Below are 14,270 nucleotides of genomic sequence, written 5' to 3'. Positions count from 1 at the left end.
CGCCGCCGCCGCGGCCCAGCTATTCAGCCGCGGCCGCTTCCTGGCCCTGGACCTGGGCCTCGGCCGCTACGGACGCGGCAACGGCGGACTGCCGGCGCTGCTCGTATTTCTGGCCATGCTGTCGGTGCTGACGCCGCTGCTGTGGCGCGCCATGGCGCGCAAGAGCCACGCCGAACTGTTGGCTCCAGGCCACACCCATTACTACGACGCCAAAAAATTCGGCGCCAGGCGCATCCACCTGCGGGTGGAAGCGGACCGCTCGGCCATCCTGATGATCGACGCCTACCGGGTCGTCCACCTCAACTCCACCGCCACGGCCATGGTCAAGTATTTCCTCGACGATTTTCCGCAAGCGGAGAGCCTGCGCCGGCTGGCCGCCGCCTTTCACATCAGTCAGGCCAAGGTCAAGCGCGACTACAGGCAAACGCTGGAAAAAATCGACCTGCTCGTCAACCACGGCGATTTCTGTCCGGTAAGCTATTTCGGCATCGACAAAATCGAGGCTTTCCAGACGCCGGTTTCGGCCCCCTACCGCATGGACCTGGCCCTAACCTACCACTGCAATGTCAACTGTTCGCATTGCTACAACCAGCGCCGCGAATCGGCCGAATTGGGCACGGGCGACTGGAAAAAAATCCTGAAAATCCTCTGGGACAACGGCATACCCCACGTCGATTTCACCGGCGGCGAACCCACTTTGCGCGAGGACCTGCTCGATCTGGTCGTTTACGCCGAGGACCTGGGCCTGATCACCGGCCTCCTGACCAACGGCGTGCGCCTGGCCGACGACTCTTTCGTCGCCGGCCTCAAGACGGCTGGGCTGGACTACGTGCAAGTCACCTTGGAATCCCAGATCGAGGAAATCCACAACCGCATGGTCGATAGCGAGGCTTTCGCTAAAACCGTGCAGGGGATAAAAAATGCCGTCGCCCATTCCATCCATGTCATTACCAACAGCACCATCACCGCGGCCAACCGCGACCATCTGGAGGGATTGGTCCCCTTTTTGAAAAAGCTGGGCGTGGGCTCTTTCGCCGTCAATTCCATCATCAAGGCCGGGAAGTCCCGCCACCAGGACAACGGTCTTTCCGAAGCAGAGCTGCTGCCCATGCTCAACCGTCTGCGCCGGCAAGCCGAGCGCGAAGGGATGAAATTCACCTGGTACACCCCCACCCAGTACTGCCGCCTGAACCCGGTGGAATCCGACCTCGGCGTCAAGCAGTGCACGGCCGGCAAGTACAACCTGGCCATCGAGCCCGACGGCACGGTCATCCCCTGCCAGAGTTTTTTCCGCCCGCTGGGAAACATCCTTCAGGTCCCGTTCAAGCAAATATACAACCACGATTTCCTGATCTCACTGCGCCGGCGCGACTGGGCGATGGATAAGTGCCGGGATTGCGAATGGCTGGCCACCTGCGGCTGCGGCTGCCCGCTGCAGATCAGCGAGGATTCGTTCTGCTGCCCCGACCTCCTGAGCAACCCATGAGAAACATCCGCCTGGAGCTCGAATCCAGGGAAAACGCCATCCTGAACGAGCGGGCGGCGCGCAGCAGCCGCAGTTCACGCCAGCGGCCGGAGAAGCCGTCGCCGGTGCGCACCGAATTCCAGCGCGACCGCGACCGCATCCTCCATTCCAAGGCCTTTCGCCGCTTGAAGCACAAGACCCAGGTGTTCATCGCCCCCGAGGGCGATCATTTCCGCACCCGGCTGACCCACACGCTGGAGCTGAGCCAGATCGCCCGGACCATCGCCCGGGCCCTGAACCTCAACGAGGACCTGACCGAGGCCATCGCCCTGGGCCACGATCTGGGCCATACCCCCTTCGGCCATATCGGCGAGGCGGTCCTGGACAAATTGAGCCCCGGCGGTTTCCGCCATTACGAACAAAGCCTGCGCGTGGTCGACAAGCTGGAAGAGAACGGCGCCGGGCTGAACCTGACCGCCGAAGTCCGCGACGGCATCGTCAAGCACTCCAAGGGCCAGGGCGATGTCATCCCCAGAGACCGCGGGCAGCTCCCGTCCACCCTCGAGGGGCAGATCGTGCGCCTGTCGGACATGATCACCTACGTCAACCATGACATCGACGACGCCAAGCGCGCCGGCATCATCTCCGACAACGACATCCCCGAATCCAGCCGCAGGCTCCTGGGCACGAAGTACGCCAAGCGCATCGATACGATCGTCATCGACGTCATCGAGGAATCCCTTAAAAACGAACTGGAGATCATCGTCTCTTCCCCGCCGGTCTTCGCCGAACTGCTCTGCTTGCGCGCCTTCCTCTTCAAGAACGTGTACTCGCGCGAAGAGCGTTTGGTCGAGAAAAAAAAGATCCGCGAGATCCTTCTGGCCATCCATGCCCATGTCGGCCGCGATCCGCAAGCCTACATCAACCCTTTCCCCGAGGAAGATCCGCTGGCGCTGCGGATCATCGACTTCATTGCCGGCATGACCGACAATTATGCCCTTGACCTGTTCAGGGAAATCACCCTGCCCGAGTATCCGTTGCAAAAAAATGTGATCACGTTCAATCCGCGTAAAAAATTTTCCGGCCACGATTGACATTTTAAAACCGATTCATTAGAATTTTTCATTGAGAAAACGGGTTTCGGCACAATGACCCGAAGGACGAAGGAGGGGCAAATGAAATTGAAGCATCTTTTTTGGGCGTCGGTACTGCTCATGGCAGGTCTGATCGCCATATCCTGCGCGACCTCCGGCGGTGATGACGGCGATGGGGATGGAACGAATCCGCCCAATTTCGTCGCCGATTCGTGCGGCGGTTGCCCGGCGGAAGAGTATATCGGCGTCACCGCGATCCGCTTTTTCAGCTATGTGAAAAACGATGGCGGAGACGGCACCATCAGCATGACCATCGGCACCAGCAGCGGCTCCGCCACCCAGCAATTCACCGTGACCGCCGGAACCAAATACACCTTCCAGTCCACGGTGCCGGTGGAGGTTTCCGCGTCAACCACGTTCACCTATCAAGCCCAATTCGCCGGGGGATACACCGACTCGCACACGATCAGCGGCTACCATGTCACCGGAGCTCCCTACAACCTGCAGATGAATCCACGATAGAGAAAAGCCGGGGACTCGGGCCAAGGGCTGCATCCAAAGTTAAAAGATCATTTTTTCTTCAACCAGGGAGCGAAAGCGGTTTCCAACTCTTTTTCGTTCATTGCGCCGCTGACGCGGTGCACCTCACGTCCTTTTTCGAACAATATCAAGGTAGGGACGCCGAAAATCTGGAACTGGGAAGCAAGGCCGGGTTCGGCGTCGGTATCGACCTTGGCGACGGAGATCTCGCCGTGAGCGACGGCGAATTTCTCCAGTACTGGGGCCAGCATCCTACAGGGCATGCACCATTTGGCCCAGAAATCGACCAGCATCGGCTGGGGATTGAGACGGATCGAGGATTCAAAATTATCCGTTGTCAGGATCCGCAGCTGGGATTTTTCAGGAAGCGGTAACGGAGTTTTGCATTTGCCGCACAAGGGCACTCCGCGCATGCCGGACCGGATACGGTTTTTTGCCCCGCACGCCGGACAAACAACGATGTCAGCCATGTTTTTTCTCCCCGGCCGCTTCGCGAACCAGTTCGTAGAGCCTGTCCAAAGCCAGCTCCGGTTTCATGCGGGCCACCACCCTGCCCTTTTTAAACAAAAAAGCCCGGTCGCGTGAAAATGCCAGGCCGATGTCGGCATCGCCGGCTTCGCCCGGGCCGTTGACCTCGCAACCCATGATCGCCACCTTCAGAAGGCCCGGGAAATCGAACCTGGCGACTCTCTTTTCAAAACGGCCGCATAGGCCGATCAGGTCGACTTGGGTCCTGGCGCAAGTCGGGCAGGAGACCAGTTCAATCCCGCGCTTCAGGAGGCCGAGCGTGCGCAGGATCTGCCTGGCCACCCTGATCTCGCGCAGCGGCGAAGCCGTCAGCGAGACGCGGATGGTGTTGCCGATGCCGTCCAGCAGCAGGCTGCCGATACCCACCGCCGAACGGATGCTCCCGGAAAAGAAAGTTCCGGCCTCGGTGATGCCCAGATGAAGCGGGTACGGGCATTCCCGGTCGATCAGCCGGTAGGCGGTCACGGTCGTACGCACGTCGGAGGACTTCAGGGAGATTTTGATGGCGAAAAAATGCTGGTCTTCGAAAAATTTGATCTTGTCGAGGACCGAGCTGACCATGGCCTGGGCCGTCGACATCCCGGTTTTGCTGTATTTTTTTTCCAGCGAGCCGCTGTTGACGCCGATGCGAATGGGAATTTTTTTTTCGCCGGCCAGGCGGATGATCGCCTTCAATTTCTCGTTGCCGCCGATGTTGCCGGGATTGATGCGGATGCCGTGGGCTCCGGCTTCCATGGCCCCCAGGGCCAGCGCGGCATCGAAGTGGATGTCGGCGATGACCGGCAGCGGGGAAGCGGCAATGATTTGCCGCAGCGGCGCCAGGGCGGCCCTGTCCGGAACGGCCAGGCGCACGATGTCGCAACCGGCCCGGCGCAAGCCGCGGATCTGGGCCAAAGTCCCCTTGACGTCCGCGGCCGCGGTGTTGGTCATCGACTGGACCGAAACGGGGTGCGTGCCGCCGACGCCGACGTTGCCGACAAATATCTCACGCTTCATAAGTAAATTATATTAAAATCGGTCGCGAGTAACAAGTGACGGGGAACGAAAAACTGCTTGTATAAAAAAAGGGCGGCTTGAGAGAGCCGCCCTTTTTTAGGGATCTGGTTAATTGACCTGGATGGGAATGGCTTTGGTCTTGGCTTCCTCGACCTTGGGAATGGAGAGCATCAGGACCCCGTCCTTGAGCGCGGCATCGATCTTTTTGGCATCGACGTTCTTGGGGATGGTGAAGGAGCGCTCGAAAACCCCGTAACTCCGCTCCAGGCGGTGGCAGCTTTCATCCTTGGTCTCCTCTTCCTTTTTTCTCTCTCCACGGATGCTGAGGGTGTCCCCCGAGAACTCCACCTTGATATCTTCCTTTTTGAAACCCGGGAGCTCGCTCTTGAAAACGTAGGCATCCTTGGTCTCGTGGATATCGGTCATCGGGCGCCAAGCGCTCGGGGTCAGGCCGTTCTTGGGAGATTCATCCAGCAAATCCTCGCCAAAAAACCTGTTCCAGCGATCGTACATGGTCGCCAGATCCGCATAGGGTTGCCATTTGGTTATCCTCATTTTAGCCTCCTTTATTTTTTCTGCATAAAATATAGTACAAATTTTCGATCTTGTCAACAAATCTTACTATTCTTGTATTAATTTTATTTTAGTATCATTCTATCAACTATATACTTTTATCCCCTATTGCATTTCCCAGATCATTAAGTTATTATTAAATCGATGAAAATCAGCGATATGTTACTGCGCATCCGTCAAAATGACCCGGTGGCTTTGGCCAAGGCCATCTCCATGGTGGAAAATAGAAAAAAAGACTATGCCAAGCTGCTCCGGGGGATATATCCCCTCCCGGGACGCGCTTTCAAGATCGGCATCACCGGCTCACCGGGCAGCGGCAAAAGCTCGCTGATCGACCGGATGATCAGCGGTCTGAAAACCAGGGGACTGAACATCGCCGTGCTGGCCGTCGATCCTTCTTCTCCCATCTCGGGCGGCGCCCTCCTGGGCGACCGGCTGCGCATGATCCAGCACAGCAACGACGCCAATGTCTTCATTCGCAGCATCGCCAACCGCGGCCACCTGGGCGGCCTCAGCCTTTCGACCCATGAAATCATCGATCTGCTCCAGGCCGCGGGCAAGGAGATCATCATCATCGAAACGGTCGGCGTCGGCCAATCGGAAGTGGACATCGTCAATGTCGCCGATGTGGTTCTCTACGTGCTCAATCCCGGCAGCGGCGATGAAATCCAAATTTTCAAGGCCGGCATCATCGAAATCGCCGACGTTTTCGTCGTCAACAAGGCCGATTTGGGAGGCAGCGAGCTCAAGATCAGCGAAATCAAGAACTATTTCGCCCTGGCAACAAAAAATCCCCCGATCTTCGCCACCTCGGCCAAGGAAGACCAGGGGATCGCCGAATTGCTGGCGGCACTGTTCAAATTCCGCGAAGAAGAAAGGGGCAGGATCGAGGAAAAAAGTGCGGCCGTCAAGAAAAACTATATCGAAAAGATAGTTGCCGACAGGCTGCGAGCGGAAATCGAGCAAAACCCGGCCATCGTCGCCCTCTGGCGCGCCAGCGCCGACGCCAACCCATTCGAACTCGCCGAAGCGATCTATCGCATCATCCAAACAGGAGGCAGCCATGATAAAAAAAATTGACCACATCGCCATCGCGGTCAGAAACCTGGCCGAAGAGATCGCCCGCTACCGCGACGTGCTCGGCCTGGAATACCTGGGCAGCGAGATCGTCCCCTCACAGAAAGTTAACGTCGCTTTTTTCAAGATCAACGATGTTTTCATCGAACTGCTTGAACCGACCGGCCCCGATTCGCCCATCAGCTCGTTCATCGAAAAAAAAGGCGGCGGGCTGCATCACCTGGCCCTGCAGGTGGACGACATCCGAGCCGCGATCACGCATTTGCAGGAAAAAAACGTACAGATGCTTGACAAGGAACCCAGGAGCGGCGCCCATCATGCGCAAATCGCCTTCGCGCATCCGAAAAGCTTTTCCGGGGTGCTGTTCGAACTGAAGCAGCAAGGGGATGAGTCGTAAAACCAGGCTGGCCATCCTATGGCACATGCACCAGCCGTTCTACCGGAATCCCCATAGCCAGAATTTCGACCTCCCCTGGCTGCGCCTGCACGCCCTCAAGGATTACCTCGGCATGGTCAGCATCCTCGGCGAATTCCCCGGCCTGCGCCTGACCTTCAACCTGGTACCATCGCTGCTGGCCGGCCTTGAATTGTACAACGCCGGCGTGACCGACTCTTTCCAGGAGATCTTCCGCAAACCCGCCAGCGCATTGACCCGCGAGGAGTGCGAGTTCCTGGTGCAGCATTTTTTCTCCATCCACTATGAAAACCATATCAAGCCTTTCCGCCGTTTCGACGCCCTGTACCAGAAAAAAATGTCCCGCCTGGCCGAGGCAGAGGACCCCGATTGGCAGAAGATTTTCAGCGCAGCCGAGCTTCGCGACCTGCAGGTCTGGTTCCAGCTGACTTATTTTGACGAATCCTACAAGAGCGGCGACACGCGCGTTGCCGCCCTGATCGCCAAGGGGCAGACATTCTCGGAAAAAGACAAGGAAACGGTGCGCCAGGTGGAGGAGGAGATCCTGCGCCGCATCGTTCCCGAATACAAAAAATTCCAGGACAGCGGCCAGATCGAGATATCCACCAGCCCCTTTTACCATCCGATCATGCCGCTGCTGCTCGATCCCCAGGAAGGCAGGCGGGCCAACCCGGGGCTGCCGGCGTACGACCTGGAGTTCGACTGGGAAGAGGACTTGCGCGCCCAGCTTGACGATGCCTTGGCACTGATGGAACGAACCTTCGGCCGCCGGCCGGCCGGCATCTGGCCGTCGGAAGGCGGATTGTCCGAGAGAACCGTTTCCATCCTGGCCCAAACCGGGATCGCCTGGACGGCCTCGGACGAGCAGGTGTTGAGCCGTTCGCTGCCGCGGGAACTGGAGCGCAACCCCCGCTTCGAGATCACGGCCCCGGAAACCCTCTACACCCCCTACCGGCTGGCCGGGTCGTTGCCGATCATTTTTTTCCGCGACCACATCCTCTCCGATCTCATCGGATTCTACTACCAGAAGTTTTCCGCCGTTGATGCCGCCGCCGACCTTCACCGGCGCATCAAGGAGATCGCCCGCCCCGGCAGCGCCGAAACCCCGACCATTTCCATCATCCTCGACGGCGAGAACGCCTGGGAATTTTATCCGCGCAGCGGCCGCGACTTCCTGCGCGCGTTTTACGGCTTGCTCAGCCGGGACGAGGAGATCGAGACCGTCACCTTTTCCCAGGCCTTGGCCGCGCCCAGCCTGGAACTGGCGAAATTGAAGGCCGGCTCGTGGATCAACGGCAATTTCGATATTTGGATCGGCGACCGGGAAGACCAGCGTGCCTGGGAACTCCTCAAGGGTGCCAGGGATGCTTTCGCCGCGGCCCAAAACCGGCTCAAGCCCAAGCAGGCAACGGACTGCAGGGAACTGCTTCATATCGCCCAGGGCAGCGACTGGTTCTGGTGGTACGGCAAGGAAAACTACACCCCCGATATCGCCGTCTTCGACAACCTGTTCCGGCAGAACCTGACCAGGATTTACCAGGTGCTGGGACTGCCAGTCCCCGAGGCGCTGACCCGGCCCATCGCCGCCGCCGTGCACAAGGAGCGCCTGCACCTCGTTCCGCCCCGGGACTACCTGGAAGCCGTCATCGACGGCAAGCTCAGCGATTTCTTCGAATGGCAGGATGCCGGGCGCATCGACATCCATTCCTACGGCGGGGCCATGAACATCGCCAACCCGATCGTGAAAACCCTTTATTTCGGTTTTGATGACGGCCATGTCTTTTTGCGCATTGACACCAAAAAGGACGCGCTGGCTTATTTTGAAAACGGCTTCTCCTTGAACATCTTGCTGCGGAGCGAGAAGGACCTTTGGCAGGGGGGGATTTCGACAAAAGATCAGGCCTTGAACCTGGAAAACTTTTCAGCCGGGGCTCAGGGCGCTGTAGCCAGGATCATCGAACTCAAGGTCCCGTTCGCCGCCCTGAAAACCGGCCCGAACGGCGTTCTGCAGTTGAAGCTCGAATGGTCGTTCAATGGCCAGCCCTTCCAGACCATCCCAGCGGGCGAGCCGATAACCATCACCGTCCCCGACGACAGGGCCTACGCGGCCAACTGGCAAGTCTGAACCGAATAACCAAAATTAAAATTATCTTGACAACCTATACAATCGGATATATATTTATACATATGAGGTGAACGATGAGCCGCCCGAAAGTCATTTTTACCCTTGACCAGGATATTATTGACGAACTCAATGCCGTCTCCGGCGAACTGATGGAAAAGAAGAGCCATATCGTGGAAAAAGCCCTGACCTTTTATTTCGACCTTCTGGATATAAGGATGGCCGACAAACGGATGAGAGACGTCAAGGATGGAAAATCCAAACTAATCCCCGCCAAGGACGTTTACAAAAAGCTCGGCCTGTGATCTACGCTGTTTTTTTCGAAGAACGTGCCGCCAAAGAACTTGCCAGGATAGATAAACCCTACCAGCTTCTTATTAAAAAGAAAATCGAACAGCTGACCGAAAATTTCGATTCCATGGTCAACAACCTGAAGCCTTTGAAGGGAAAATACGATTATTACCGCCTGCGCGTGGGCAGTTACCGCGTCATATTTCACAAGGACTCCAGAAAGATCATTATCTCCATCGTCCGCATCGGCCACAGAAAAAGCATTTATAAAGATTTCGACTGATCGTGATCCAAAATTTGCTTTTCTTTATCCCCGCCGTTAATCGTTTGTTTGCAAAAACGGTTTATACTATAATCGCCGCATGGCCAACCGGGAATCGCGCCGAGGCGCTGGTGGAATCGCGCCGCTTTATTTTTTCCTTGGCGCGTTCAGCCTTGTCTTTCAGACCATCCTGCTGCGCGAGTTCTTCACCGTGGCGGCCGGGAACGAAATCTCTTTCGGGATCGCCCTGGGCAGCTGGCTGCTCGGCGTTTGCGGCGGATCGTTCGCCGCCGGTTGGGCAAGCACCAGAATCCGGCCGGGCGCCAATGCCTTGCCCTGGGCGATCATGCTCCAGTGCCTGGTCGCCCCGCTGCTGCTGGTCGCCGCCCGCTGCCTGCAATCACTAGGCGCCGCTCCCCGGGGGATGGTGATCCCCCTGGGCACGACCTTCTGGCTCATTCCGCTGCTGACGGTTCCGTTCAGCTTCTGCAGCGGTTTCATATTCCCCCTGGCCGCGACGCTTGAGCCCGCGTCAGCCGCGACCGGCTCGCGAAAGCTGGTCCGCGCCTATGCCTGGGAGAGCTTCGGTGCGATGTCCGGAGGCGTGCTCTACACATTCTGGCTGCTGGAAAAATTCAATCCGACGCTGATCATCTTTCTGTTCACCCTGCCACTTCTCCTGGTTTCCCTGATTTTCTTCGGGGCAAGGAAAATGAAAAAAACCCGGACCGCCCTTTTTCTGCTCCTGGCCCTCAACCTGTACGCCATCCTGGCCGGCTGGGCCGGCAGGCTCGACTCCTGGCTGGTGCACCAGAGGTGGCTCGGATTGTCGGGCACAACCTGGGTGGAAAGCCGGGATTCAAAATACCAGAACCTGCAGCTGGGCCTGGCCCACGGCCAATACAGCCTGTTTGGCAACGGCCAGCTGACGGCGGCGTTCCCGGACGACGACCCGCAGGAAATCCAGGCCGCCCAGATCATCACCCAGCACCCGCACCCGCGCCGCGTTTTGATCATCGGCGAGGGAGCCAGTGGTCTGGCCAAGCACCTTCTCGATTTCCGGATAGACAGTCTCGCCGCGGTGGAGATGGACGGCGAACTGCTGGATATGATCGTCAGGCATTTGCCGGCTGAGAGCCGCAGGAGCCTGGACGATCCGCGCCTGCGCATGCCGGTATTGGACGGCCGCCGCTTCGTCAAAGAGGCGGCCAGGGCGGCCGACAGCCCGGAAAACCGCTACGACCTGGTCTACCTGCACCAGCCCGATGCCTGGACCGCCCAGTTGAACCGCTATTACACCCGCGAGTTTTTCCTGGATCTGAAAGCGATACTGGCCGAAGGCGGAGTGATGGCCATGAGCCTGAGCTCGGCCGAAAACTACGCCTCGGAGATCTCCAACCCCTATACGGCCACCGTCTACCGAACCCTGAAAAGCGTCTTTCCGGAAATAGCCGTCGCACCCGGGGCGACGAATTTCTTTTCGGCCTCGGCAGCGCCCGCGAGCGTCAGCACTGATCCGCGCGTCCTGGCGGCGCGCTACGACCGCCTGGCCGCGCCCCCGGCCCGACTGGGGGCTATTTTTTCCTCTCTGTACCCAAAAGAAAAAACCGCTTTCATCCTCGACGCCCTCGAACGCTATCCGGTCCGCTTCCAGAACCGCGACCTTCGTCCCATCGCCTATTTTCTTTGCGGCCGTTTGCTGGGCTGGACCAGCGGCAGCCCGCTTTCTGGTTTTTTCGATTTTTTTGAAAAGTTGCCGTTTGCCAGATTGCTCATCTTTCTCATCGTGCTCCTCGTCCTGGCTGTAAGTTGGGTGGTGTGGCGCGGGCAGCGGGCCCGCGGCCGGGGCAAGCTCTCCCTGCTGCTGGCCGCAGCCAGCGGCGGATTCGCCGGCCTTTCCTTCGAAATCATGACCGTATTCGCCTTCCAGAACATCTGGGGCTACGTCTACCGGACGATCGGCCTGCTGATCGCCGCGTTCATGCTGGGCATGGGCGTTGGCGCCGCTCTCACCGACCACACCCTCGAACGGAAACAGCCGCCCGCGAAAACGACCAGGAGGCTGCTGGCCGGCAGCCAATTGCTCATCGCTGCGGCCTGCTTGGCCTTCCTGCCACTGCTGGGTTTTGCAGCGAAAATGCCCGGTTCCTCAGGGCAGATTCCCCTCTTCGCCTGGCTGGGCGGCATCGGCTTTCTGGCCGGGTCCATCTTGCCCCTGGGGTTGCGCTGCCTGGGCGACGAATCGGCGGCGAAAAAGGCCGGCCAGCTGAATGCGGCCGATTACCTGGGGGGATGCTTCGGCGCCATGGCCATGGCGGCCATTTTCCTGCCCATCTACGGCAGCGCCAACGGGCTTTTGCTCGTCGCCGTTCCCGCCCTGGCCGCCGCCATGCTCCTGCTGGCGGAGTCCAGGCTCAATGATCCTGGGCCAGCGTGAGCCAATCGTTGAGAACCTGGATTGACTCTTCCACGATTGGGTCGCTGCGCAGATTGTCGATCCATTCCTTGCGTTTCGCGTCCTGATCCGCTTTGGCCGTTGCCGGGCCTTCGCCGGAGGGGGTGTCGAGGGAACGCGCCTGGATATAGGGAAATTCCACCTGTTCGCGGTTGAACTTTTCAGCTTCCTGAAAGAGGATGTCCTGTTCGCTCTGGAAGCGCTTCAAGTTCAGCGTGACCGTTGTTTTTTCGCGCTGCTTCTTCAAGCGGCTGATGTTGGCGGCGATCTGCCCGAAACGGACGCTGGTGTTCAACCTTTGCCGGCTCCTGGCCCTTATTTCCGCCAGGTCGCGGAACGAATTTTTCCATGGCGTATAGGCGACCGGGGCGATCGTATCCCAGGGCAGCGAATACGGCTGACTTTTTTCGCCGACCTCCAGCGTGGAATAGGAGTCGGGCAGGACGATGTCCGGCACCACCCCCTGGTACTGGGTGGAAGCCCCGGTGATCCGGTAATACTTTTGCACGGTCAGAGTGATGGCTCCCAATGGGCGGTAGCGGGCCATCTCGGGCGGCAGGTAGCGGTCGAGGTCGAGCATGACCTGCACCGTCCCCTAGCCGAACGTATGCTCGCCGCCGACGATGATCGCCCGGCGGTAGTCCTGCAGAGCGGCGGCCACGATTTCCGAAGCGGAGGCGCTGAGCGCGTTGACCAGTACGACCAGCGGACCCTCATAGCTGACGCGGGTGTCGGTGTCCTCATGCACTTGCGGCGGCGAGCTCCTGTCCTTCAGCTGCACCAGGGGGCCCTTTTCGATGAAAAGCCCCGACATCTTCTCGGCGTCGTCCAGGGCCCCGCCGCCGTTGCCGCGCAGGTCGAGGATGACGCCGTCCACTTTCTGGGCCACAAGTTTCGTCAACTCGTTTTTCACGTCCTCGCTCGACTGGCGGCCGTTGGCGCGGTTGAAATCGTGATAGAACTTGGGCAGATAGATGTAGCCGAATGACTTTTTCAGCTTCTCGTTGAAAAGGACCGCCGAGCGGGCATAAGTTTCCTGGATTTCGACCACGTTGCGGATCAGGGCGATCTGCATGATCCGGCCGTCCGTTTTTTTGACCGTCAGGCGCACCAGGCTGCCCTTCTTGCCGCGCACCAACCGGGCGGCGTCGGAAACGTTCATGCCGACGATGTCCACGGGCTCGTCATCGCCCTGGCCAACTTTGAGAATGATGTCCTCGACCTTGAGCAGGCCCTGGATCCAGGCCGGGCTGCCGGGAATGATATCGAAGACCTTGATGTAGCCATCGGCTTCCCCAAGCAGGGCGCCGATGCCTTCCAGGGTTCCCGACATGTCGATGTCGAAGTCCTCCTTGGCCCGCGGCGGGTAATATAAGCTGTGCGGGTCGAACACCGACAGCAGGGCGTTGAAGTAAAGGGACTGCATATCTTCGGATCGATCCTGGAGCAGACGGTCGAACAGGCGCTGCACGCTCTTGTCCACTGCCTTCCGGGCCCGGGCTTCCAGCTCCGGGGAAAAATTGTCGCTTCTTTTTTTATCGGCGCTCTTGTTTTCACCGTCCGTCTTGAGCAGGTTGAGATACTGGGTCAGGGTCAGGTATTTCAGGCGCAGGAACCACCAGCCCTTCAGCTCATCGAGCGTGCTGGCATAGGCCCTTTTTTCGGCGTCCAGTTCGATCTGCTCGTCGAGAGAAAAATCAAAAGGCTTTTTCAATATGTCCTGGCAAAAACCCCGGACCTGCAGCACCCGCTGGCGCAGCAGCTGCTTGCCCAGCTGCGGCAGGGAAAAATCGCCTTCAAGTATCTCATCATCGATTTTGCGGTCGAAAACCCTGAGGGCGTTCAAGTCGGCTTGGATCAGAAAACTTTTCCCGTAATCGAGAAATTTGGTATACTGGGCAAAACTCTTCAAGGAAAATTCGTCATCTATTTTTTTGCCGCTGTAGTGCCAATTGGCCAGGCCGTTGCCGATCATCTGGCTGAGCACCTTTTCCCGGGTTTGTGCTGCCGCAGCGCCGGCGGCTGTTGCTAAGAACGCGGCCAATACGACGAACAAGAGGAATCTGTTTTTCATGTTTCTTCCTTGCGTGACGATTTTTGATTGTACCTCGATTCTTGTCTCTTGGCAATATGCCGATATAATTCGCCTAGACTTTTTTATTGAAATTAAAAATCAGATTTAACCGCATTTGCGTCATCGGAGGACTCACCTATATTGCCAAGCGCCTGAGTCACCCATACGCAGTCAGCTGCCATCCATTTTATTGGGAAGGGAGAAGGAAGCCAAAGTTTAACTGAACGTTTTACTCAGTGGCAGCCCTGATGATGGGAACAGGCGTTGTTTACGGTGATCTCATCGAGCCGTCCGGCGGCAAACTGCTCCAGCACAACGGCGACCGTGCCGGGGACCGCCTGGTAGGCGCGGATACCGTCCTTGTTTTAGTTGTGGACC

General features: G+C 58.3%; 14 protein-coding genes. 9 read left to right on the top strand and 5 right to left on the bottom strand.

Going from position 1 to position 14,270, the window contains the following annotated elements; all coding sequences use genetic code 11:
• The 3 genes from NTW95_03700 to NTW95_03690 form a co-directional block, all read left to right on the top strand.
• Positions 1-1,486, top strand: a 1,486-nt coding sequence (locus tag NTW95_03700; GenBank protein MCX6556527.1) for a radical SAM protein, incomplete at its 5' end; no start/stop codon positions are given.
• Positions 1,483-2,559: a deoxyguanosinetriphosphate triphosphohydrolase gene (locus NTW95_03695; GenBank protein ID MCX6556526.1), complete on the top strand. Its 1,077-nt coding sequence runs from the start codon at positions 1,483-1,485 to the stop codon at positions 2,557-2,559. The genes NTW95_03700 and NTW95_03695, both read left to right, overlap by 4 nt.
• Positions 2,560-2,640: 81 nt before the next feature.
• A complete protein-coding gene (locus NTW95_03690) occupies positions 2,641-3,081 on the top strand; it encodes a hypothetical protein (GenBank protein MCX6556525.1) in 441 nt (146 codons plus the stop codon).
• 47 nt (positions 3,082-3,128) lie between these two features.
• Here the strand turns inward: NTW95_03690 and trxA are convergent, their stop codons facing one another.
• The 3 genes from trxA to NTW95_03675 form a co-directional block, all read right to left on the bottom strand.
• Positions 3,129-3,569, bottom strand: coding sequence for a thioredoxin (gene trxA / locus NTW95_03685; protein MCX6556524.1), 441 nt, complete (start codon positions 3,567-3,569; stop codon positions 3,129-3,131).
• Positions 3,562-4,623 carry a flavodoxin-dependent (E)-4-hydroxy-3-methylbut-2-enyl-diphosphate synthase gene (gene ispG, locus NTW95_03680; GenBank protein MCX6556523.1) on the bottom strand — a complete coding sequence of 354 codons (1,062 nt, stop codon included), beginning with the start codon at positions 4,621-4,623 and terminating at the stop codon, positions 3,562-3,564. Before ispG ends, trxA begins: the two co-directional genes overlap by 8 nt.
• Positions 4,624-4,731: 108 nt before the next feature.
• Positions 4,732-5,178, bottom strand: coding sequence for an Hsp20/alpha crystallin family protein (locus tag NTW95_03675; protein ID MCX6556522.1), 447 nt, complete (start codon positions 5,176-5,178; stop codon positions 4,732-4,734).
• Between the two features lie 162 nt (positions 5,179-5,340).
• Here NTW95_03675 and meaB point away from each other — a divergent pair, with 162 nt between their 5' ends.
• The 6 genes from meaB (at position 5,341) to NTW95_03645 (ending at position 11,800) form a co-directional block, all read left to right on the top strand.
• Entirely contained in the window at positions 5,341-6,276 is a 936-nt protein-coding gene (meaB, locus tag NTW95_03670) for a methylmalonyl Co-A mutase-associated GTPase MeaB (protein MCX6556521.1), read from the top strand.
• Positions 6,260-6,670: a methylmalonyl-CoA epimerase gene (gene mce / locus NTW95_03665; GenBank protein ID MCX6556520.1), complete on the top strand. Its 411-nt coding sequence runs from the start codon at positions 6,260-6,262 to the stop codon at positions 6,668-6,670. The genes meaB and mce overlap by 17 nt, the downstream gene beginning before the upstream one ends.
• Positions 6,660-8,813: a hypothetical protein gene (locus NTW95_03660; protein ID MCX6556519.1), complete on the top strand. Its 2,154-nt coding sequence runs from the start codon at positions 6,660-6,662 to the stop codon at positions 8,811-8,813. The genes mce and NTW95_03660 overlap by 11 nt, the downstream gene beginning before the upstream one ends.
• Before the next feature lie 74 nt (positions 8,814-8,887).
• Positions 8,888-9,115: a CopG family transcriptional regulator gene (locus NTW95_03655; protein MCX6556518.1), complete on the top strand. Its 228-nt coding sequence runs from the start codon at positions 8,888-8,890 to the stop codon at positions 9,113-9,115.
• Positions 9,112-9,384 carry a type II toxin-antitoxin system RelE/ParE family toxin gene (locus tag NTW95_03650; GenBank protein ID MCX6556517.1) on the top strand — a complete coding sequence of 91 codons (273 nt, stop codon included), beginning with the start codon at positions 9,112-9,114 and terminating at the stop codon, positions 9,382-9,384. The genes NTW95_03655 and NTW95_03650 overlap by 4 nt, the downstream gene beginning before the upstream one ends.
• 79 nt (positions 9,385-9,463) lie before the next feature.
• Entirely contained in the window at positions 9,464-11,800 is a 2,337-nt protein-coding gene (locus NTW95_03645; GenBank protein ID MCX6556516.1) for a fused MFS/spermidine synthase, read from the top strand.
• Here the strand turns inward: NTW95_03645 and NTW95_03640 are convergent.
• Both NTW95_03640 and NTW95_03635 read right to left on the bottom strand, forming a co-directional pair.
• Entirely contained in the window at positions 11,778-12,398 is a 621-nt protein-coding gene (locus tag NTW95_03640; protein ID MCX6556515.1) for a carboxy terminal-processing peptidase, read from the bottom strand. The two genes, NTW95_03645 and NTW95_03640, sit on opposite strands and share 23 nt — an antisense overlap.
• A gap of 15 nt (positions 12,399-12,413) precedes the next feature.
• Positions 12,414-13,892 (bottom strand): S41 family peptidase, encoded by a 1,479-nt coding sequence (locus tag NTW95_03635; GenBank protein ID MCX6556514.1) that lies wholly within the window; start codon positions 13,890-13,892, stop codon positions 12,414-12,416.
• Positions 13,893-14,270 lie beyond the last annotated feature (378 nt).

The sequence above is a fragment of the Candidatus Aminicenantes bacterium genome, assembly GCA_026393795.1.
In the GTDB taxonomy this organism is placed as follows: Bacteria; Acidobacteriota; Aminicenantia; order UBA2199; family UBA2199; genus UBA2199.
The sequence above is the reverse complement of the archived record's forward strand: the minus strand, read 5'-3'. Positions and strand labels throughout refer to the sequence as shown.

Coding starts and splice junctions, on each gene's coding strand:
- NTW95_03645 (MCX6556516.1), top strand. CDS start 9,464: ATGGCCAACCGGGAATCGCGCCGAGGCGCTGGTGGAATCGCGCCGCTT.
- NTW95_03640 (MCX6556515.1), bottom strand. CDS start 12,398: ATGCTCGACCTCGACCGCTACCTGCCGCCCGAGATGGCCCGCTACCGC.
- NTW95_03655 (MCX6556518.1), top strand. CDS start 8,888: ATGAGCCGCCCGAAAGTCATTTTTACCCTTGACCAGGATATTATTGAC.
- NTW95_03660 (MCX6556519.1), top strand. CDS start 6,660: ATGAGTCGTAAAACCAGGCTGGCCATCCTATGGCACATGCACCAGCCG.
- trxA (MCX6556524.1), bottom strand. CDS start 3,569: ATGGCTGACATCGTTGTTTGTCCGGCGTGCGGGGCAAAAAACCGTATC.
- NTW95_03675 (MCX6556522.1), bottom strand. CDS start 5,178: ATGAGGATAACCAAATGGCAACCCTATGCGGATCTGGCGACCATGTAC.
- ispG (MCX6556523.1), bottom strand. CDS start 4,623: ATGAAGCGTGAGATATTTGTCGGCAACGTCGGCGTCGGCGGCACGCAC.
- NTW95_03635 (MCX6556514.1), bottom strand. CDS start 13,892: ATGAAAAACAGATTCCTCTTGTTCGTCGTATTGGCCGCGTTCTTAGCA.
- NTW95_03695 (MCX6556526.1), top strand. CDS start 1,483: ATGAGAAACATCCGCCTGGAGCTCGAATCCAGGGAAAACGCCATCCTG.
- NTW95_03690 (MCX6556525.1), top strand. CDS start 2,641: ATGAAATTGAAGCATCTTTTTTGGGCGTCGGTACTGCTCATGGCAGGT.
- mce (MCX6556520.1), top strand. CDS start 6,260: ATGATAAAAAAAATTGACCACATCGCCATCGCGGTCAGAAACCTGGCC.
- meaB (MCX6556521.1), top strand. CDS start 5,341: ATGAAAATCAGCGATATGTTACTGCGCATCCGTCAAAATGACCCGGTG.